Annotated in this window: 20 protein-coding genes and 1 pseudogene; 11 read left to right on the top strand and 10 right to left on the bottom strand. The window is 58.8% G+C overall.

What is annotated here, in order from left to right:
* Positions 1-433: 433 nt before the first annotated feature.
* Together B0G76_RS40245 and B0G76_RS40250 are read right to left on the bottom strand one after the other, a co-directional pair.
* Entirely contained in the window at positions 434-1,426 is a 993-nt protein-coding gene (locus tag B0G76_RS40245; protein ID WP_147394156.1) for a response regulator receiver protein, read from the bottom strand.
* Positions 1,427-1,581: 155 nt separating this feature from the next.
* Complete coding sequence (locus B0G76_RS40250) at positions 1,582-2,016, bottom strand: response regulator (protein WP_120298280.1); 435 nt, start codon at positions 2,014-2,016, stop codon at positions 1,582-1,584.
* A gap of 471 nt (positions 2,017-2,487) precedes the next feature.
* Between B0G76_RS40250 and B0G76_RS42670 the strand changes: the two genes are divergently transcribed.
* Complete coding sequence (locus B0G76_RS42670) at positions 2,488-3,081, top strand: hypothetical protein (protein WP_147394157.1); 594 nt, start codon at positions 2,488-2,490, stop codon at positions 3,079-3,081.
* A 402-nt stretch (positions 3,082-3,483) separates the two neighbouring features.
* Positions 3,484-3,810, top strand: a complete 327-nt coding sequence (locus B0G76_RS40260; RefSeq protein ID WP_120298282.1) for a hypothetical protein — start codon at positions 3,484-3,486, stop codon at positions 3,808-3,810.
* A gap of 8 nt (positions 3,811-3,818) precedes the next feature.
* Here B0G76_RS40260 and B0G76_RS40265 read toward each other — a convergent pair whose 3' ends face one another.
* Together B0G76_RS40265 and B0G76_RS40270 are read right to left on the bottom strand one after the other, a co-directional pair.
* Entirely contained in the window at positions 3,819-4,208 is a 390-nt protein-coding gene (locus B0G76_RS40265) for a DUF3022 domain-containing protein (RefSeq protein WP_120298283.1), read from the bottom strand.
* A 353-nt stretch (positions 4,209-4,561) separates the two neighbouring features.
* On the bottom strand, positions 4,562-4,762 hold the full coding sequence (locus B0G76_RS40270; protein ID WP_120298284.1) for a hypothetical protein: 201 nt from the start codon (positions 4,760-4,762) through the stop codon (positions 4,562-4,564).
* A 369-nt stretch (positions 4,763-5,131) separates the two neighbouring features.
* Here B0G76_RS40270 and B0G76_RS40275 point away from each other — a divergent pair, with 369 nt between their 5' ends.
* Complete coding sequence (locus B0G76_RS40275; RefSeq protein WP_183082322.1) at positions 5,132-5,419, top strand: hypothetical protein; 288 nt, start codon at positions 5,132-5,134, stop codon at positions 5,417-5,419.
* A gap of 371 nt (positions 5,420-5,790) precedes the next feature.
* Here the strand turns inward: B0G76_RS40275 and B0G76_RS40280 are convergent, their stop codons facing one another.
* Positions 5,791-6,576: an IclR family transcriptional regulator gene (locus B0G76_RS40280; protein WP_120298285.1), complete on the bottom strand. Its 786-nt coding sequence runs from the start codon at positions 6,574-6,576 to the stop codon at positions 5,791-5,793.
* Positions 6,577-6,764: 188 nt separating this feature from the next.
* Between B0G76_RS40280 and B0G76_RS40285 the strand changes: the two genes are divergently transcribed.
* The 5 genes from B0G76_RS40285 (at position 6,765) to phbB (ending at position 11,202) form a co-directional block, all read left to right on the top strand.
* Positions 6,765-8,048 carry an MFS transporter gene (locus tag B0G76_RS40285; protein ID WP_120298438.1) on the top strand — a complete coding sequence of 428 codons (1,284 nt, stop codon included), beginning with the start codon at positions 6,765-6,767 and terminating at the stop codon, positions 8,046-8,048.
* A 4-nt stretch (positions 8,049-8,052) separates the two neighbouring features.
* Positions 8,053-8,499, top strand: a complete 447-nt coding sequence (locus B0G76_RS40290; protein WP_120298286.1) for a type II 3-dehydroquinate dehydratase — start codon at positions 8,053-8,055, stop codon at positions 8,497-8,499.
* Between the two features lie 783 nt (positions 8,500-9,282).
* On the top strand, positions 9,283-9,480 hold the full coding sequence (locus B0G76_RS40295) for a hypothetical protein (RefSeq protein WP_090812124.1): 198 nt from the start codon (positions 9,283-9,285) through the stop codon (positions 9,478-9,480).
* A gap of 257 nt (positions 9,481-9,737) precedes the next feature.
* Positions 9,738-10,304 carry a TIGR01841 family phasin gene (gene phaP, locus B0G76_RS40300; RefSeq protein WP_120298439.1) on the top strand — a complete coding sequence of 189 codons (567 nt, stop codon included), beginning with the start codon at positions 9,738-9,740 and terminating at the stop codon, positions 10,302-10,304.
* Positions 10,305-10,458: 154 nt separating this feature from the next.
* A complete protein-coding gene (gene phbB / locus B0G76_RS40305; RefSeq protein WP_120290720.1) occupies positions 10,459-11,202 on the top strand; it encodes an acetoacetyl-CoA reductase in 744 nt (247 codons plus the stop codon).
* A 204-nt stretch (positions 11,203-11,406) separates the two neighbouring features.
* Here phbB and B0G76_RS43220 read toward each other — a convergent pair whose 3' ends face one another.
* The gene (locus B0G76_RS43220; protein WP_183081997.1) at positions 11,407-11,601 is read right to left on the bottom strand and encodes a hypothetical protein; all 195 of its coding nucleotides are present in this window, start codon (positions 11,599-11,601) and stop codon (positions 11,407-11,409) included.
* A gap of 276 nt (positions 11,602-11,877) precedes the next feature.
* Between B0G76_RS43220 and B0G76_RS43225 the strand changes: the two genes are divergently transcribed.
* Complete coding sequence (locus B0G76_RS43225) at positions 11,878-12,165, top strand: hypothetical protein (protein WP_183081996.1); 288 nt, start codon at positions 11,878-11,880, stop codon at positions 12,163-12,165.
* A 467-nt stretch (positions 12,166-12,632) separates the two neighbouring features.
* The gene (locus B0G76_RS40315; RefSeq protein WP_120298287.1) at positions 12,633-13,004 is read left to right on the top strand and encodes a YciI family protein; all 372 of its coding nucleotides are present in this window, start codon (positions 12,633-12,635) and stop codon (positions 13,002-13,004) included.
* Between the two features lie 766 nt (positions 13,005-13,770).
* On the opposite strand, the gene B0G76_RS40320 is transcribed toward B0G76_RS40315, so the two are convergent.
* Positions 13,771-14,217, bottom strand: a complete 447-nt coding sequence (locus B0G76_RS40320) for a hypothetical protein (RefSeq protein ID WP_120298288.1) — start codon at positions 14,215-14,217, stop codon at positions 13,771-13,773.
* 179 nt (positions 14,218-14,396) lie between these two features.
* Entirely contained in the window at positions 14,397-14,573 is a 177-nt protein-coding gene (locus B0G76_RS43230; protein WP_183082323.1) for a hypothetical protein, read from the bottom strand.
* Positions 14,574-15,143: 570 nt separating this feature from the next.
* Between B0G76_RS43230 and B0G76_RS40325 the strand changes: the two genes are divergently transcribed.
* A complete protein-coding gene (locus tag B0G76_RS40325; RefSeq protein ID WP_120298289.1) occupies positions 15,144-15,362 on the top strand; it encodes a hypothetical protein in 219 nt (72 codons plus the stop codon).
* Positions 15,363-15,387: 25 nt separating this feature from the next.
* Here B0G76_RS40325 and B0G76_RS40330 read toward each other — a convergent pair whose 3' ends face one another.
* Both B0G76_RS40330 and B0G76_RS40335 read right to left on the bottom strand, forming a co-directional pair.
* Positions 15,388-15,687, bottom strand: coding sequence for a hypothetical protein (locus B0G76_RS40330; protein ID WP_120292024.1), 300 nt, complete (start codon positions 15,685-15,687; stop codon positions 15,388-15,390).
* 13 nt (positions 15,688-15,700) lie between these two features.
* A pseudogene (locus B0G76_RS40335) lies at positions 15,701-16,783 on the bottom strand (IS630 family transposase).
* Positions 16,784-17,151: the final 368 nt, after the last annotated feature.

Here is a 17,151-nt window from a genome sequence, read left to right on the forward strand (position 1 = left end):
ATCGGCGGAAATACGGAAAATCATCATACAAAATACCCGATTTTCATCCGCGCCAAGCCTGGATAGGATGCGGAAACACGTCAGCTTTCCCAGCGTTCGGCGTGTGTGTTTGTTCGCCGCGGCATCGTCCGCGGCTCTTTTTGGTGCGCCGAGCATGCGCAACAGCTTGGGGGTGGAAGTCCCCTTCTGTCCACCTCACCCGCAGCGTCGCCTAGCGGAAGGCAACCCCGACTCCTTTCGAACGATTTTTATAACTCACGACGTTTCGGCATGACTTATCCGTGACTGTGACGCTCAGATGACTGAGCGGGAAGCCGACATTCGACTCGCCGATCCAACGCGAAGACGAAGGGCCGGAAATGGCCGGATCCCAGCCGGCCGCTCGCCGTACTGGTATCAACTCGGCCAACAGCGCGTACGCCCCCCTCGAGAATCAGTGCGCCTGGCCCGCGGCCCTGGTTTTCCTGTCCTGCGTATAGTGCCCGCGTCGACGCGCGTGCACCCGCTGTCGAAGCGGCCAGACGAAGCGATTAAACGTGTGCATCAGCACAAGCTGATCCCACAGACGCGCGGCACTGAATGTGTCGCGGCGGGCCTGCCGTTCCAGCAGTTCCTTGCAGCCTGGCAAATGAAGCAGCGAGCAGCCCCTGAACCATCGCAGATCCCGGTGTGTGTTGCCTGACCAGTGCCGGCCTACAAGCCGGTGTGCGCCGACGTCGATAACCTGGTGACCGCGCTCGCACAGAAGGTTAAGTGCGGCGGACATGAACACCTCGTCACCATGATGGTTCAGCTCCGGCATGGACCCGATATATCGATGGAAGCACTCACGCGCGCACGGCACAAGTTCTTCAATGACGCCGGCTGAAGCCAGTAACAGTTCGCCACCGAACCATCTCGGGTTGGCAAGGCGCCTGCCGGCGACTGTCTCCAGATCGGCCATGACGCGCGCGTTGCCGTACGCAGAAAACTCCTGGTCCGAGATGTCGAATGCGCCGACACCCGTCGCCTGACAGCGTCGCAGCAGGTCCACATCCAATGGCAGCAGTGCAACCATATCGGTGTCAAGCAGCATCAGGAGCGCGTCTTTGGGAAGGCTGCGTCCAGCCTGCTCCAGCAGGTCAAGCTTGAAATGTGCGCTGTAGAAACGCGTGCTTTTGGGCAGCGTGATTGACGGGCTGACCGGCACGAGCCGGGGACGCATGTCGTGGCCGAAGTTCATGAGGTGACGCTCGATGTCGTCGGGAACGTTCGTAACGATCGTCAACTGCGGCAGACCCAGAGCAAGCAGACTGCGGTTGAGGGTGATAGCCTGGTCCACATAACAGAAAGGACTGCGACGCCTGCAGTTGGGACTTCCCGCGCTCTGTTCGTCGATGTAGATGAGCGCGCTCGGAACAATGCGGACTCGTGGATCCGTTGTCATCGATAGGTGCGCCCGTCTGCCGTGGTGGCCGCATCGCAAAATCACCGTATCCGACATGAACTCCTCTGCTTTTGCATACGCACGGGGACGAACAGCAACCGCCAGTTTCTTGACGCTGCGCTGACTGGCGGCCATGCACCCGCCGCGGCAGGCAATCATTGAGCGAGCGTTGCAAGCAGTGCAATCACCTGGTTGAGTGGTTGCGTTTTCTGCACGTAACCGTCAAATCTGTCGTCCGTCAGGTGCTCGCGTACCTCCGTTTCGTCCATCATGGTACGGGCGATGATTGCAATACCGCAGGTACGCGGGTCGTCGCGCAGCGCGCGGGCGGCTTCGAAGCCGCGACATTCCGGCATGGAGATGTCCATCAGCACGAGATGCGGCACCCATGCAATCCCGATCGCAATCGCTTCCCTTCCGCCACACGCGGTGCAACACTCCATGTCCTCCAGTGAAAGGAAGGCCGCCAGTGCGTGAGCAGCGTTCTGGTTGTCGTCGACGACGAGCACGCGCAGTTTCGCGCCACTGAGGGGGATGCGACGTGCTGTCCGGGGCCGGAGCCCAGGGCGAACCGGATCCGAAACCTGCATGATCAATTCTCCGACATACACGGCTTTCGCATTTGCCGTGCCAGGCGAGAACGCCCGCTGCGACGCGTAGGGAGGACGCAGTAAGACGTTTTTTTGTGCGCCTGGGCGTGAATGCCCTCACCAGTGTCGGTAATCACATTTTCAGGGCCGGAGTCACACGCTGTGATCCTGTTGGTGCAGCTTGTAAAAATGACACGGGAATGACCGTCGTCGGCGTGAATGACTATCAAGAGCCAGTGCCGCTGCACATGGAGCACCCGAGAAACGAACGGGACAAATGGCAAGCGACATTGGTTCGCATGGCCGCTCGCCATCACTCAACGGTCGTTGGCAGTGCGACCGTGAAGGACCGTTTGTGGCCGACTGTACGCGTTCAGCCGCAACTACCATAGCCGACATTCAAAAGCATTCACTGCGCCTACGGCAGCTTTGCGGCGTCGTAGCTTTGTGAGTGCAACCGGCCGAGATGGAATGGACACCGCCCTCCCTCCGGGGAATTGGGCGCGAAAGTCGACCCACCAGAATGCTCTGTATCGGCTTCGCGGCACTTGGGGAGAGGTAAAGCGACACCCGAAAACCAGGCAATTTCGAGTTTTGACACACCCTCTGCCGATTCTGACCCATGCGGTCGGCATAGGCAGCCTGAACCTTGCAAGGTTGCGACCGACAGTACGCGATCCGCTTCTTTTGGTCGGTCTCAGGCAGCCGGGGACGCTGCGCTGGGACTACTGGCTCGCGCCGGACGCGGCTCCGCTCATGCCTCCCGCAGCGGCTCCGCCGCTCGCGGCTGACGGTGCGCTCATTGCGCCCGTGCTGCCAGCATCAGCTCCTGAGCCGCCGCTGTTGTCGGCGCGCTTGCAGCCTGCTGCGCCCATCGTCAACATCGCGATTGCCGTGATTATCATGACGTTCCTGAAATTCGAGTTCATCGCAAATTCTCCCGTATGGTTCGCCCCGGTCGCCGTCCGGCTCCTTTGGTGGCAAGCGAGCGTGGATCCGGCGAGGCGCGCGGCGGTACGCCAACATTTCAAATGCATGTTTTCATTGACGGTGCCCGCTGCTTGATAACGCAAGGCGCAGAGTATACGGTGACGCAATAAACATGCCCCAAAATGCGTCGCGATCGTGCGGTTCTCACACGGTCCGTAGTGTTTTGCACAAATTGCAACGCCGCGTAAAAAGACGCTGCCTAGATGTTTCTTCTATCAGCAGCTACGGGATCGAGCCGACAACATCGCGGGAGTTACCTTTTCTTCGCCGGAGCCAACGCAGTATGGCTATGACACCGCGTGCTGTCGTATTGGCGAACGACTGGGGAGCCGAGGTACAGAATGTCGCCGATTTCCACATGCGACCCTAACCTTCGATAATCTCGCGGACTATAACGATAGTCATGCAGCGGACGTCCGGCGAGTGACCAATCGGCTCTGGCCCCTGTCCCGCAGGACTGGTCTTCCGGAGTCCAGAATGCAATCGACCGACGGCCAAATTGAGGTGTCACCGAACGATCCCATCATGCAGGTGATGTCAGACCGGGACCGCGCACCGGTCCAATGCGATCGTTACCGGCTCACCGTGCGTGCAAAGGCAGGGGACCTGAGGGTTGTTGCTGCCTGGCAGGTTCTCGGTTGCGAGGCACACCATGCGGACCACGTTCGGGTCCGCGTCGATCGCCGTCACGGCTACGAAGAAATGACCATTACGTTCGCGGCCGTGTCACCCCATACACTCGCAGCTATGGTCGATCGTCTGATCGCGTTACCGTGGGCGCTCGATGCGTATTTTTACCCATAAGGGTTGCCTCAGGGGTAAGAACTCCCATTGTCCTGTGTATCCAGAAGCGCGTCGTCGACGTCCAGCTCGATCGAGCAGTCGCCTTCTACTGGCGGTCGCTTGTACTGTTCGTCAAAGCGTTGCCGGACGAAAGTCCCCAGCCGATTCCGGATCGCCCTGCGTTGGGCGGTGTTCATCGCGGCGTAGCGATCAATTTGTGGTTCCGCAAATCTGATCGCGATGACGCAGCGCGAATCCAGTGACGTATCGCGTTCTGACTCGACAACCCAGGATAGCTGAAACTGCACGTGGGATCCTTCCTCATAACATTTCACCGACGGTGCCTTTGGTGAGGTGAATACCCCTGCCAATCCCAGTTCGATCGCTTCGATTCGCTGCTCCCGGTCAATCGGCCTCATGATTGTTTCCTCCTGTATTCCGTCATCTGACAGGCGTCTCGCGCGCCGGACTCGCCAGAAGAACTCAGGAACTCATGCCCGCCCTCGGCGATGATGCACCGTTGCCATTGCTGTTGTGTCCGCCCGGAAAAGTGATTCCGCTGTCGTCCTTGCGCGAGCATCCGCTACACGAAGCGGCAATAACAACAATGAGTAGAATTTTCGTCAATGTGCTGGCCGTGAGAAATGAGCTGCACGCTGTTCGCGACACGTTCCAGCGGCAACATGTTGCCGCTGCGGCTACACGACGAGGTGGCCAGGACCAGAGTGAATTGTCACGATAGTTATTCAATGCCTGCATACGTGCGTCTCGGCTACCAGTGACCTGTCGATATGCAGGCAGGCCGAAATCTGGTATGTCGATTGCGCTCCTGCAACACCGTCATCCGGACCGCCTCTGCAAACCGTTGCAATGCCTCCTTCGTGCCGGAAACGCTGGTGTATTCATCGTGCCCGATCCTGCCATCCAGCAGTACCGAGAATCCTGAATCGCGCGCCATCTCGAGTACGTCCATTTTCAATCTCCCCGGCACCTTGTCCAGTTTCTACACCTGTCGCCCAGCATGATCAATGCCGCGAGAGATTTCCGCCGCGCTGACTATCACGATGGCAATGTTGCGCTGCAGGGTTGAAGGGCGCTGGGGATCGCTCGGTTCGGCGCCCGGCCTGAAAGGCTATTTTTTGTTTTCGTAGACAGCAGGAATCACAGTCGGGCCGCGCAAGGTCTATAACTGAATCGGTACTCCAGGGTGAACGTCTGCCCAGCTACCGCGGGCACGGACGTCCACGAGCTTTTGACAGGGGAAGGAGGTTTGGCGATTACGACCGGCGAATCCATGCTTTGCCTTTTCGAATCCCGATTAGCCTGAGTATCGGAGGTAATCATGAAATGCGGGTACCGTGGGTGGATCATCGACGCGACTCCCGACTTCTCCCTTGGGAAATTCTTCGCACACGCGCGCCTGGTCCGCGTTTCAGCTGACGAAGAAGTTGATGGTGAAATGCACATCGAGCGTGATCTTTCGTACTTCGATACGGAGGAAGAAGCGATCGAAGTTGCCCAACAATGGGCGTTCGGATGGATCTGCGAGCGCGACGGCAGCGGCGATGAAACGCAGAACGAGACGCCATCATCCCGGAGCGACATTCCGGAAGCAATTCCATCCAGATGAAATGCCGGATGCGCCGCGATCGCACAGAATTATTCGCGTGGCTCACGGCGATAGTGGTGCTCGGATTGATCTGGACATTTTGGCCCATCCGGCAGGATGGGCCGCTTCCAACAACGTCACGCTCGACGCTTCTATCATCGGATTTTTGCGGGAGAGCAGCCGTTCCGCCTCGTCCCTCGCCTGTCGGGTAATGGCCGCCCAGAGCCCGACGACGGCCGGCTCAGGTCGACCCTGAGCCGACGTTGGACCCAGCACTACCAATTCGACAGCTTCCGAGTTACAGCGGTCATTCACTTCTGTTAGTCACTCGGGGTGTCATCGGCCGAATCAAACCAAGTTCACCTGCCGCGGGGTATTAGTCCGGTTTCCCCTCATCCCTTGCCGAGTGGGGGCCGACCGGGGAATCCCGCCATATTGCTCAATTGGGCAAGCTCATTCGCCGCCTCGCGCAGCAGTACCGAATACTCGTGAATCTTCTCGGCGGTCAGCCGCACGCGCGGACCGGCCAAACTGATAACGCCGACGCAGCGCGAGCCACTTACCACGGGCGCCGCCACCGCTGACATGCGCGGAGCAAACACCTCGTCGATCATCGCGTAACCACGCACGCGCGCAGCGTGCAGGAAACCCAGCAGTGCTTTGATCGTCGTCGGCGCATTGGGTCCGAACTCATTCGGCATTCCGAAGCCCTGCTTCAAAACGAGTGCGATCGCCTGTTCGTCGGTCATCGTCATGAGCCACGCGTGTCCGGTCGACGTGCATGAAAGTCGTGCTGCCTGGCCCATGTCGGGATCGTAGCGAAAGCCGATGCGCTGTCCGTCCGCCTTACCCACCCAGATAATTGCCTCGCCGTCCACCAGTGACAGCCGCGCCAGTTCACCGGTCTGCGCGGCGACGCGTTCGATGATTGGCTGCGCAATATCTGCGATGCCCGTCAGGCTCAGGAATTCGAGCCCGTTCGACGTCATGCGCATTGTCAGAATGTAGCGACTGTGATCGACCAGTTGCCTGACATACCCGCCTTCAACGAGTTCGGTGAGCAGGCGGTGGCACGTGCTGCGCGGCAGAGACAATGCGTCGGCAATGGCCACGAGGCCTGCGCCTTCGCCTTGCGACGCCAGCAAATCGAGAATTCTCAGGCCGTTTTTGAGCGACATTTCTCGCCATATCCTACGATGTGAAACGCAGTTCCGGTGCGGAACGCCCCTCCTTTGCAGCGCAAACAATAGCATTTGTTCGTCGCCAGAAACGAACGTTTCAACATATCGAGAATTCAGGAGACAACATGTCATTTTTTGCTGATTCAGACCTCGCCGCGGGAGAACAGTCCGCGCAGGCCCACTTGATGGCGCGTCGCGCGGTGGCCGGCGCAACCGTCGGTACAGCGCTCGAATGGTTCGACTTCGCGTTGTATGGCGTGGTCGCGGCCACGATCTTTCCGAAGCTGTTTTTCCCGTCCCTCGACCCAACCGCCGCGCTGCTCGCTTCGCTGGCGAGTTTTTGGGCCGGGCTCGCCGCACGTCCGCTGGGGGCCGTGATCTGCGGGATGCTCGGCGACCGTTGGGGACGCCGAAAACTGATGCTAATCACTGTCTCGGTGATGGGCGCGTCATCGTTCCTGATGGGATTGCTGCCCACCTATCACCAGGTTGGCATCCTGGCGCCGACACTGCTGGTTACATTGCGGATCGTCCAGGGTTTCGCCCTTGGTGGGGAATCGACCGGCGCGCAACTGATGGCGGTGGAGCATGCGTCAGCAGCGCGACGTGGTTGGTATTCGGGCCTGCTCGGCATCTGCTCGCCGCTCAGCCAGATCCTCGCCAATTTCGCGCTCTTTACGCTGGCCTCCCTGCTTTCGTCGAACGACTTTGATTCCTGGGGATGGCGAATCCCGTTCCTCGCAAGCTTTGTCCTTGTGTTACTGGGCATCTACATCCGCAGGAAGGTTAGCGAGACACCGGCCTTCGAGGCACTCAAAAAGAGTGGCGCGGGCGCACGCGCAGCCAATCCGCTCGGGATTGTGTTCAAGTACCACTGGCGCACCACGCTTCGCCTGACGTTGTTCTTTTGCGGGCCGGCTGCGCTGTTTTATCTGATCGTGGTTTTCTCTCTCAGCTATCTGACCAAGCACCTCGGCGTGCCCAGGCAGACCGGTTTCATGGTGTTGATGATCGCCAATGTCTGCGCCATCGTGGGCGCGCTGGCGGGCGGCTATCTGAGCGATCGGATTGGACGCAAACGTGCGCTGATGATCGGCTCGTTCTGCACGCTAATCTGCTGCCTGGTCTATTTTCCGGTTCTCAACCAAAACTCGATTGCGATGACAATGGCCGTGATGGGCGCGTTCCTCGGCTTCACACAATTTCAAAGTGGTATCCAGCCGGTATGGTTCGCGGAGTCCTTTCCAACCGAGGCACGCTACACAGGCTCTGCACTGTCGTACTCAGGAGCGAACCTGCTCACAGGCGGCCCAATGCCGATTGTCGCTGTGGCGCTGCTCAATGCCTTTCACGGTTCCCCGTGGGCCATCGTAGCTGTATGTGGCTCGCTGAATCTGGTCTCCTTCCTCATGATCGCGGTATCCCGGGAAACCAAAGGCACCGCCCTGGAACCCTCCTCTACACATTGAAACCATGACCCGAAAACTCTACATCCTCAATGGCTCCAATCTGAACATGCTGGGCGTAAGGGAGCCTCACATCTACGGCAGCACCACGCTGAAGGACATCGAACAGAACTGCCTGACACTCGCCGACGCGCTCAAGTTCGACTGCGTCTTCCGTCAGACCAACAGCGAAAGCGAACTGATCGAATGGATCCAGGAAGCGTTCCTGCAGGACGCCGCGCTGATCATCAATCCGGCCGGCTTTTCGTTCGGTCGCATTCCGGTGCTCGACGCGGTCAAGCTCATTCAACGGCCGGTAGTGGAATTGCATATCACCAATATCCACAAGCGTTCGGAAGAATATCGTCACTCGACGATCTCGGTGGCGGCCACCGCGGTGATCTGCGGGGCAGGAGCGAACGGATATTTGCTAGCGATCCGCGCGATTGAAGATCTGTGGGGCAACCAGACGTGAGCCGGCCCCTCAATTTATGAAGCACGCGGGCTCCCTGAGGGAGCCTGCTTCGGCCGACATGCGCGCATCGAGCATCGGCGGGTTTTCGGAGCTGACCAGCCGTTCGAGTGACCGTTGCATGGCTCTGGCGAGTGGCAGAAATTGGCCGGGTGCTGCCTGATACGTCGGGCTCATTTCGACCCACAAGCGCCATTAAGCTTGAGCCAATGGATGGCGGCTTTCGGCACAACATGGGACGCTGGCAGTCGACGCCGGGTTTGTCGATCGAGCCTATCCGCGCATGCCTCCGGTCTCAATCACGACGTTAGCCTGGATGCTCCAGACAGGCGACTGGTGACGCCTGAGGCGCTGCAGCAACTGCCCCACGAAATGCGGAAGCGCCTCGACACGGACGTACGTTATGCGGGAAACACGTTGCACTTCAGATTCGGGGCACCTACTATTGTCAGGCAAGCTGAGTTGTCGTTTACCCTCTTGAACGACCTCACGACAAGCCGTCGAACCATACGTCTGAAAATCTTCAAACGCCTTTACCGGCGGGGGCGCACGCCCACACACGTGCAGGTGGCGGCCCACAGTCCGAATGCAATTGTAAGAAAAATGTTAAATCCCACATATTGATCGTGTCGATGGGGACACAGTAAGATGATCTCCCGGGCGCGGTCGGCATCCGGTTAGCGTGAATCATGCGTGAAAGTCGCATTTCGCGAGACACGGTTCTAGTCGTCGCGCGAGAACGGTTGAGCTTTCCGGCAAATTGACACCTATCAACAGGAGACAAAGATGCTGAGCCCCCATGAGTTCGCAACCCTGATGCTGATCAAGGACGCGCCCGATCAACTCGGGCTGGATCGTGCGGAGCTGGATATTTTGCTCGAACACCAACTCGTCGCACTGGAAACACTTCCATCCGGCCAGCAACGCCCCCAGATAACCAGCGACGGCGTTTCCATACTCAAAGCTGTCACGCGGTTCGGCTAATGACTTTCGTTAGCGGATCATTGTCCGCCCTATAAAATCCAGCGCCCAACTCCACGGGGCAAGCAATGCAGTTCCTTATCATCGGAATAAGCGGGTCCTCAATAGTTCGATAAGTACTACTATTAAATGTCCTGGCGCGTGCAATGCGCAGTCCGCGTTGCGCTCGTGTTTTCCGCCAGTCCGTCCACATGACCGCCGCGCACCTCATTGCTATCCGATTGATCGGAAAGGTGCCAGGTCGCCTCAGGAGTTTCGCGATGAACCTATCGACCCCGGAGCAGATTGCAGCATCCCAGAAGGCCAACCTTGATACCGCTTACGGGCTCGCCACCAAGGTAGTCGAGGGGATTGAAAAGCTGGCCGAACTGAATCTGAAAACGATCCAGTCGACGCTGGCCGAAACCCAGCAGAACGCGCTGAAAGCGTTCTCCGTCAAGGATCCGCAGGAGTGGCTCGCGCTGCAAGCCGCTCTCGTTGCGCCGACGGCGGAAAAAATGCAGTCATACAGCCGTCAGCTGTTCGAGATCATGTCAGCCACCCAGGGCAAATTCGCGCAGGTCGCGCAGACGCAATACGAAGCGTACAACCGCCGGGTGCAAACGCTCGTCGAGGAAGTTGCCAGGAGCGCACCGGCGGGTTCCGAAGCCGCCATCGCCGGATGGAAGTCGGCGATGGGCGCCACCCATGCGCTGGTCGAATCCCTGCAGAAAACCAGTCAGCAGGCGGTGCAGGTCGCCGGAAGCAGCTTTGACGCCGTCGCGACCGCTGCGTCAAAGACTGCCCAGCGCACTGCCGAGCAAGCGTCGGCGGGCACCAGGCGATAGTGCCCGAAGCGGGCCCGGCGCCCGCGTCAGTCAGTCCAATCAGTTGCGTCATACAAAGGAATCCTGTTGATGTTGACGCATCTGGACGGCCATCAGGCGAGCATCGCCGTTCCGCGTGAGCGAGGATCGCCTCCTTTTACTGGAGACAGGTGAGATGACGAAACAGGTTGCCTTGGTCACAGGCGGAATGGGCGGACTCGGTGAAGCGATCAGCATCAGACTGCACGACGCCGGCTATGCAGTCCTGGTCACCTGCTCGCCGCAGAATACCGGTGCGGACAGCTGGCTGGCCCGCATGGAAGCCGACGGGCGGCAGTTCCGCGCGTATGCCGTCGATGTCGCCGACTACGATTCGTGTCAGCTATGCGCCGAGCGGATCAAGGCGGAAGTCGGCCCAGTCGACATCCTGATCAATAACGCCGGCATCACACGGGATGCGGGCTTCAGGAAACTCGACAAAGTCAATTGGGATGCGGTGATCCGCACCAATCTCGACTCGGTGTTCAACATGACGAAGCCGTGGTGCGACAGCATGGTTGAACGGGGCTGGGGTCGCATCATCAACGTGTCGTCGATCATTGGCAGCAAGGGCGGTTTCGGTCAGACGAACTATGCGGCCGCCAAAGCGGGCATGCACGGCTTCACGAAGTCACTGGCGCTCGAAGTGGCGAAGAAAGGCGTCACGGTCAACACGATCTCGCCCGGCTATATCGCCACGAAGATGGTCACAGCAGTGCCACAGGACATTCTGGACAGCAGGATCATTCCGCAGATTCCGGTCGGCCGCCTCGGGCAGCCGGACGAAGTGGCCGCGCTGGTTCTGTACCTGTGCTCCCGTGAGGCGGCTTTCGTGACCGGCGCCAACATCGCGATCAATGGCGGCCAGCACCTGCAGTGAAACAACCAGGCTTGCAGCCGGGCGGCGGAGGTGAGCTGGCATGCAGCCGGTTCACTGCACAACAGGGATGGCGATGGAAGCCTGCGGCCCGGATGGACGGGCTCCGGTGGATCGCCTGGGTCGGTAACGGCAACCGCGCAGGAGAGCCAAATGAGCGACTCGTGGGTAGGCATTGTGATGGGTTCGATTGTGCTGATGATCGCATCAGTGCTCGTGGCCGGCCACTATCGGCGCGAGCACCGTCGACGACAGCTCCTCCGGAACCTGGACCACCACGACTGGTCCCACTGGACCCGGACCCGACATTGACAATGTGGCGGGCGATGAAGCGAGAAGATGAGCCTTCTGGGCGAGGTAGCTATGTCTCGGCACGACCATGCGCAGCAGGAATTGGATCATATCGAGGCCGTGATTTCCCAGTTGGAACACCTAGGTGTCAGCCACCGGACAGAACATTCAAGTGCCGTGATGCACGTGGAATATTGGCGAACGCGCATTCGCACGGTACTGGCGCTTCCTGATGTGCCTCGTCGCGTTGTGGAACAGGGTTCGGCACTACTGGCAAGACTGGATCGGCTTCACCCTGCGCCGCGTGATACCACCATGCATGACCGAAAGTAGGCGGTACCCCAACCCACCGCCGACGTTGCCTTCGTCCAACGTTCAATCATCGCGATGAAGTACGTTTCACGGGGCAAGCGTGTCGTCTACGACCCGCTGTCCGGCGCTGAACCCTGCCATGAGCGCCTCGGCTTCCGTCGCGAAGTGCCGATGATTGGCTGCTATCAGGCGTATTGGCGCAACCGTCGGTCGAGTAGCGCCAATCATTTTGATCTGCACGACGGTGATAAAACCACGCGGTGGCAGCAATGTAACGTTGCCAGACGCTTCCCACACTGGTTCAAGCTCCACCGCGATCTCGAAGCCCCTGTACGTATAGATTCTTTTCATCTGTCTATTTGAATTGCGACCCCGCTGTCTCGCACTCTACGAGATCAATTCTTCGACGTGGGTCCCTTCTCCCGTTCCGTAACGGAGGGTTCGCGGAAAGTGTTGAGCAATTTTTTCAGGGGCCGCCATATTGACCTTTCTTTCAAAGTCGGGGCTGGTGGGCCGCACGGATGACAATATGCCCTCAATACCGCTACGGCAAATGATCGGCGTCACTGGCGAGCGTTGTCGAGGCATCGCCGCGTCGAAGGGCCGCTCGCCCCTCATGGGTTGACGTTCGCGAACAGATCGTGTCGGGCCGTTCATGGCCGCACCCGGTCCTCTCGAATCTTAAAGTCTCTCCCCATCCATCTGCCTATGTCGGGCACGAGGGACCCAAAGCGGACAGGCTGGCGAGACCTGCTACAAACAAGCTAGGACATTGTCGATTTCCGATCATCAGATTCGTCGTTAGTGAACCCCATTCAAAGGATCCCCCCATGAAATACCTCGGCCTGGCGTACTTCTCCCCCGAAAAATTCGCCGCGATGGCGCCAGACGAAATCAAGGAACTGGTGAGCCAGTGTCCGGCATTGGACGAGAAGATGCGCGCTACCGGCAAGGTTCTGATTTCCGCCTCCCTTGGCGATCTGGACAAGTGGAAAACGCTTCGCCCGCGCACTGGAGAGACGAGCATCGCCGATGGGCCTTACACCGAGTCGAAGGAAGTCGTGGGCGGCCTGTTCATCATCGAGGCGGACAGCGTTGACGAGGCGTTACGCATCGCGTCCATGCACCCGGCTGCCACACTGGGCGAAGAAGGCGGATGGGCCGTGGAGCTTATCCCCTTAGACTTCTATCTGGCGCGTTGAGGATTTGGACGCCTGTCTCAGGAAGGCGTTGGCGTTCCTTTCACCACAGACACCTTCACTGCGTCGGGAGTCATCGCGGCGATGTCCGCTGCTGGCCGGAAACGGTGGATCGGGCAGCCCGATTAAGCAGCACACACTGATAAACTCGTGCAACAAAGCAACTTTGTATCCGACCATGCCCGAATCCACTATCACGCCAGCCGCCGGATCATCTGTTGCCCATTCGCCCGTGATGCAGCAGCACCTGCGGTCTGCCAGCTAAAGGTTTGAACGACGACCTACGCGATCGGCTACGCTCGTCAATTTCCTGTCCGCCCGCTATCGACCCAACTTAGCCGATGACCGATTGCGGTCAAGGGACGCGCCTAGTCTCGGAAAGAGACATTGGTTTGAGAGACGGACCAACCTACCTCTGACGGCCATTTCGCGAAGTCCTTGCCCGACGGCGCCATATCGCCCGGCGCTACCTTTGGTTCCCATCCGACCTCTTCATTTCGGCGTGGAGCGATTTCTTACGCCGTATCCGTCGGCTGTGAACCGACAATACTGTTTGACACATTGCTCTCTGTTTAATCAAGCACATAGAGCCGTCATCCGCGGCGCAAAACTCAAATAGAGTTTGACACATTCGCATCGTCATACAAGACGCCATCGAGCTTACGACAATAGTTTTCGACACAATTTTTTCAACATCAGGTTCCGAATACGGACGTTGAACCCCCGGACAGGCCGCACTCACGCCCGTCACATGGCTGCTGTAGCCAAGTCACTCCAACGGCGCCAACTTGAGATGACGTTCGATGCTCGCCACGAGTTTGCCGACCGCATCGCTCGAATCGGTCTCCGTAGATTGAGAGCCATGAACATAGGTGGAAAGGCCGCGGATTTGCTTCGCGGCAATCCTGATAGATTCCTGCGAAGGCAAGCTGAAAAACATAGACGCGACTGGAAAGCACCTTATCGCCTCGGCACGTGCGAGCAGGTCGCAAGAGCTTCGCATCAATGCTTCGTAGGCCTTCTGGGACCGCTCCTCATTTCTTGCTGCCGGCGTAAGTATCGTTGCTGCATGAAACGCCAAATTGAACCTGACCTCACCGACAGCCTGCTTCAGTTCGTGTACCGGCTCGATAAGAATCTTCGAAACAAGCTGTCCGATAACGTAGACGATCACGCCTCCCACGATCGTGATGACCGAGGTTGCGAGTGATGACATTGGAGGCCTCCGGGAAGTCGACTGATCTGAGTCTTGTGTCAAACTCTGTTGTTTTGCGTCAAGGTCTATTGTCTTGTGTCGAACTCTATTGTTCGTTCACATCGGCAACCCGATTCGATATTTTCCAACGTGAGCGACTATGTTTCGTAGCTCAAATCGCATGGGTCACTGCCGCCATACTAGATCGAATTATTCTCGGATTGCCGCTCCCCAACTTCCCGATTCTCCGTCACGGCTCGGCGAACCGCTTCCAAAAGGTCGAGGCGCGCCTCGGGGTCGGGGATTTCGATCAGCTTGCGCGGAGCCTTGACGTGGGGCTTCAGCGTCACACCGTAAAGTTTTTGCGGCGCAGTCATAGTTCGTTTCCGGCTTCGATTACAGCTAATTCGTACGGCAGGCTCGGTCTTGCTTCTGATTTCGGAAAATCAGGCTTTCGGAATTTTACTGAGTTGGGAACTATGGACTCCGTGCGTCGCGCGTCTCCAGGCTTCGTCGGCACGTTGCTGGGCTGATTTCACGGTATATGCGACCCCTTGCTTGCCCTTCGGACCTGGCGAAAACGCCGAAGTCAGACCGGAAAATGTCCGGCGGACGGTCTTGGTGACCATGGCGCGCTCTGCGTTTGTATCGGAATCATAAGTCTAGGTCTTTACGTGCAACCTGCGATACTGTACGTTTACACAGCACTTTGGCGGCTCCACCATGGACGCGAGAAGACGCCTCGAGCGAAACCTCGCCCGTAATCACGCCGCGCCAAGGGAGTCACAGCCAATCCGCTACGCCCTTAAGAGAGTGCTAATTGGATCAGGGGAAACTCGCCGGATTATCCGCAGCCTTCGGCATCAGCAACAAGAGCCGAGGCGCACGGGAGTCGCCAGAGCAGACCCAGTACGAACAGGATGCGTTCGTCCGTCAGGAGGATTGAAATGACAGATGACCTGCGACGACAACTCTGCGAAGTTGAGCAAGCCCTGGTGGCGCTTGAGGGCGTGATTGAAGTGCGAAGGGAGTACATTTCGCTGCTTCAGCGTTTGGGATCTCGTGACAAGGATCTAGCGTCCCTCGACGCGCTTATGACCGCCTGGTCACGTCTGCAGTCGCAGCGAGACTGCCTCGCCGCCGCTATCGCCGGCAGGGCCCGGTGACTAGTACAACATCCCGTAAATACGTTTAATAATTATCAGGCTGCAAATAAGGCTGCAGGAGCGTGACGACCACATCGGCCATTTCGTCGAGCGAACCCGTGCCCGGCAGCGGTTCCCAACGCCCACTATGGCTGCGAAAGGCGGCGCCATATCGATTGCGGCCGAGCTCGGTGAGGCGCGCCACGACGGTTGGCTCGTCATTATCCAGACGTTTGATCAGCAAGTGGCGCCCGTAGGCTTGCGTGACGATCTGCTCATGACCGAGCAGGCTGCGCAGTTGACGCTGCAGTTCAGCAGCGTGGTGTTTGGCGGGTACAGCTGGCATCTGCGTTCCTCGATTACGATGCACCGCTTTGCAGCGGATAGCCCCGGAAACTCCATTTGAAGGGGCGTGCGGCCTGATTGTGCTCGCCGACGAACTGCCCGGTGCGCTCGCGCAGGTGCGCGGTGCTGGTGTGGCTGGCATGGCGCAGCACCCGGCGCGTATAACGGGCAAACCAGAGTTCGATCTGATTGACCCAGCTTGCGTGCAACGGCGTGAAGTGGAAGTGAAACCGCTTGCCATGCCGCGCATTGAACGCCTGCCAGACGGCCTGCGCGCGATGCGTGTTCAGATTGTCCCAAACCACGTGCACCTGTTTATCTGGGTACGCGCCTGCCACGCGTTCCATGAAGGCTACCAGATCGTCCTGGGTGCGCCGCTCGCGGCACTCTGCCAACACCTTTCCGGTATGCACATCGAGCGCAGCAATCAACGCCTGGGTGCCGTGACGGATATATTCGAATTCACGGCGACGCAGCCGTCCTGGCGCGGGTGCCCGTCCCGGGTGCTTGCGCTCAATGGCCTGAATGCCGGTCTTCTCGTCGATGCTGAGCACTACCGCGTTTCGCGGCGCCTTGCGCTACAGCTTGCAAATCACGTTGACCTTCTCGCGAAAGGCCGGGTCTGGACTGTGCAGCCATTGCCGGACCCGCTGCGGGCGTACGTCGCCGGCCTGCAGAATGCGCTGCACGTGACTGCGGCTGATCTGCCCGACGACGCCGCGCTCCACGGCACGCGCCGCAATCTCGTCGAGTGTCGGCGTGACCCGTTCCTCAGGCTCCTGCGCTTCACACGCCAGCGCAATCAACTGCAGTCGCGCTTCGTGCGTGATGCGTGGCGGACGGCCACTGCGCTCGCCCTCGCGAATACCCTGGACACCTTGCCGGGCAATGCGCTTGCGCCACAGGCAGACCGTTTGCACCGAGACACCCAGTTCCCGCGCAATCACCGTATTGGAGTGACCCTCGTGGGCCCACAACGCGATACGCGCCCGCATCACATCTCGCTGCATAGCCGTCTTCCGCTCAATCAGCGATAGCAGTTCCTGTCGTTCTTTATTCGCCAGCTTCACTGGCGTTGCACGGCGGCCTCGGCTCATCCGGACATGATAACCGGGGCAGTTTATTATTCAATCTATTTTCGGGATGTTGTACTAGCATCGGGACATGTCCAGGTCGCGTGTCGATTAATATCGATTGCGGTTCGGCGGAAGGTGATGGCATACGCGCTCTCGGGTGCGCGTCCGTCGAGACATGCAGATCAGTGGCCTTGCCATGGTATTGAAGGAGCAAACGAGCCCACGAGCGAATGACGGCTCATGGCCGATCCCGGTCCGACGCGCACCATCTGATTACTCCGCCACTGAAAAGTCCACGTCCGTCAGCACTCGACCCGTTGCAGCCGGTCGAGCAGTCTCTGTTTTAAGGGTAGGTATCGGAGTGGAACGGTCGTTCCGTGCCGTCGCCT

Source organism: Paraburkholderia sp. BL23I1N1, assembly GCF_003610295.1.
Classification (GTDB): Bacteria; Pseudomonadota; Gammaproteobacteria; order Burkholderiales; family Burkholderiaceae; genus Paraburkholderia.

Coding starts and splice junctions, on each gene's coding strand:
- B0G76_RS40320 (WP_120298288.1), bottom strand. CDS start 14,217: ATGTCATCACTCGCAACCTCGGTCATCACGATCGTGGGAGGCGTGATC.
- phbB (WP_120290720.1), top strand. CDS start 10,459: ATGACGAAACAGGTTGCCTTGGTCACAGGCGGAATGGGCGGACTCGGT.
- B0G76_RS40275 (WP_183082322.1), top strand. CDS start 5,132: ATGAAATGCGGGTACCGTGGGTGGATCATCGACGCGACTCCCGACTTC.
- B0G76_RS40285 (WP_120298438.1), top strand. CDS start 6,765: ATGGCGCGTCGCGCGGTGGCCGGCGCAACCGTCGGTACAGCGCTCGAA.
- B0G76_RS40295 (WP_090812124.1), top strand. CDS start 9,283: ATGCTGAGCCCCCATGAGTTCGCAACCCTGATGCTGATCAAGGACGCG.
- B0G76_RS40280 (WP_120298285.1), bottom strand. CDS start 6,576: ATGTCGCTCAAAAACGGCCTGAGAATTCTCGATTTGCTGGCGTCGCAA.
- B0G76_RS43220 (WP_183081997.1), bottom strand. CDS start 11,601: ATGATCCAATTCCTGCTGCGCATGGTCGTGCCGAGACATAGCTACCTC.
- B0G76_RS40245 (WP_147394156.1), bottom strand. CDS start 1,426: ATGACAACGGATCCACGAGTCCGCATTGTTCCGAGCGCGCTCATCTAC.
- B0G76_RS40330 (WP_120292024.1), bottom strand. CDS start 15,687: ATGCCAGCTGTACCCGCCAAACACCACGCTGCTGAACTGCAGCGTCAA.
- B0G76_RS40250 (WP_120298280.1), bottom strand. CDS start 2,016: ATGCAGGTTTCGGATCCGGTTCGCCCTGGGCTCCGGCCCCGGACAGCA.
- B0G76_RS43225 (WP_183081996.1), top strand. CDS start 11,878: ATGAAGTACGTTTCACGGGGCAAGCGTGTCGTCTACGACCCGCTGTCC.
- B0G76_RS43230 (WP_183082323.1), bottom strand. CDS start 14,573: ATGACTGCGCCGCAAAAACTTTACGGTGTGACGCTGAAGCCCCACGTC.
- B0G76_RS40290 (WP_120298286.1), top strand. CDS start 8,053: ATGACCCGAAAACTCTACATCCTCAATGGCTCCAATCTGAACATGCTG.
- B0G76_RS40315 (WP_120298287.1), top strand. CDS start 12,633: ATGAAATACCTCGGCCTGGCGTACTTCTCCCCCGAAAAATTCGCCGCG.
- B0G76_RS40265 (WP_120298283.1), bottom strand. CDS start 4,208: ATGAGGCCGATTGACCGGGAGCAGCGAATCGAAGCGATCGAACTGGGA.
- B0G76_RS40325 (WP_120298289.1), top strand. CDS start 15,144: ATGACAGATGACCTGCGACGACAACTCTGCGAAGTTGAGCAAGCCCTG.
- B0G76_RS40270 (WP_120298284.1), bottom strand. CDS start 4,762: ATGGACGTACTCGAGATGGCGCGCGATTCAGGATTCTCGGTACTGCTG.
- B0G76_RS40260 (WP_120298282.1), top strand. CDS start 3,484: ATGCAATCGACCGACGGCCAAATTGAGGTGTCACCGAACGATCCCATC.
- B0G76_RS42670 (WP_147394157.1), top strand. CDS start 2,488: ATGGACACCGCCCTCCCTCCGGGGAATTGGGCGCGAAAGTCGACCCAC.
- phaP (WP_120298439.1), top strand. CDS start 9,738: ATGAACCTATCGACCCCGGAGCAGATTGCAGCATCCCAGAAGGCCAAC.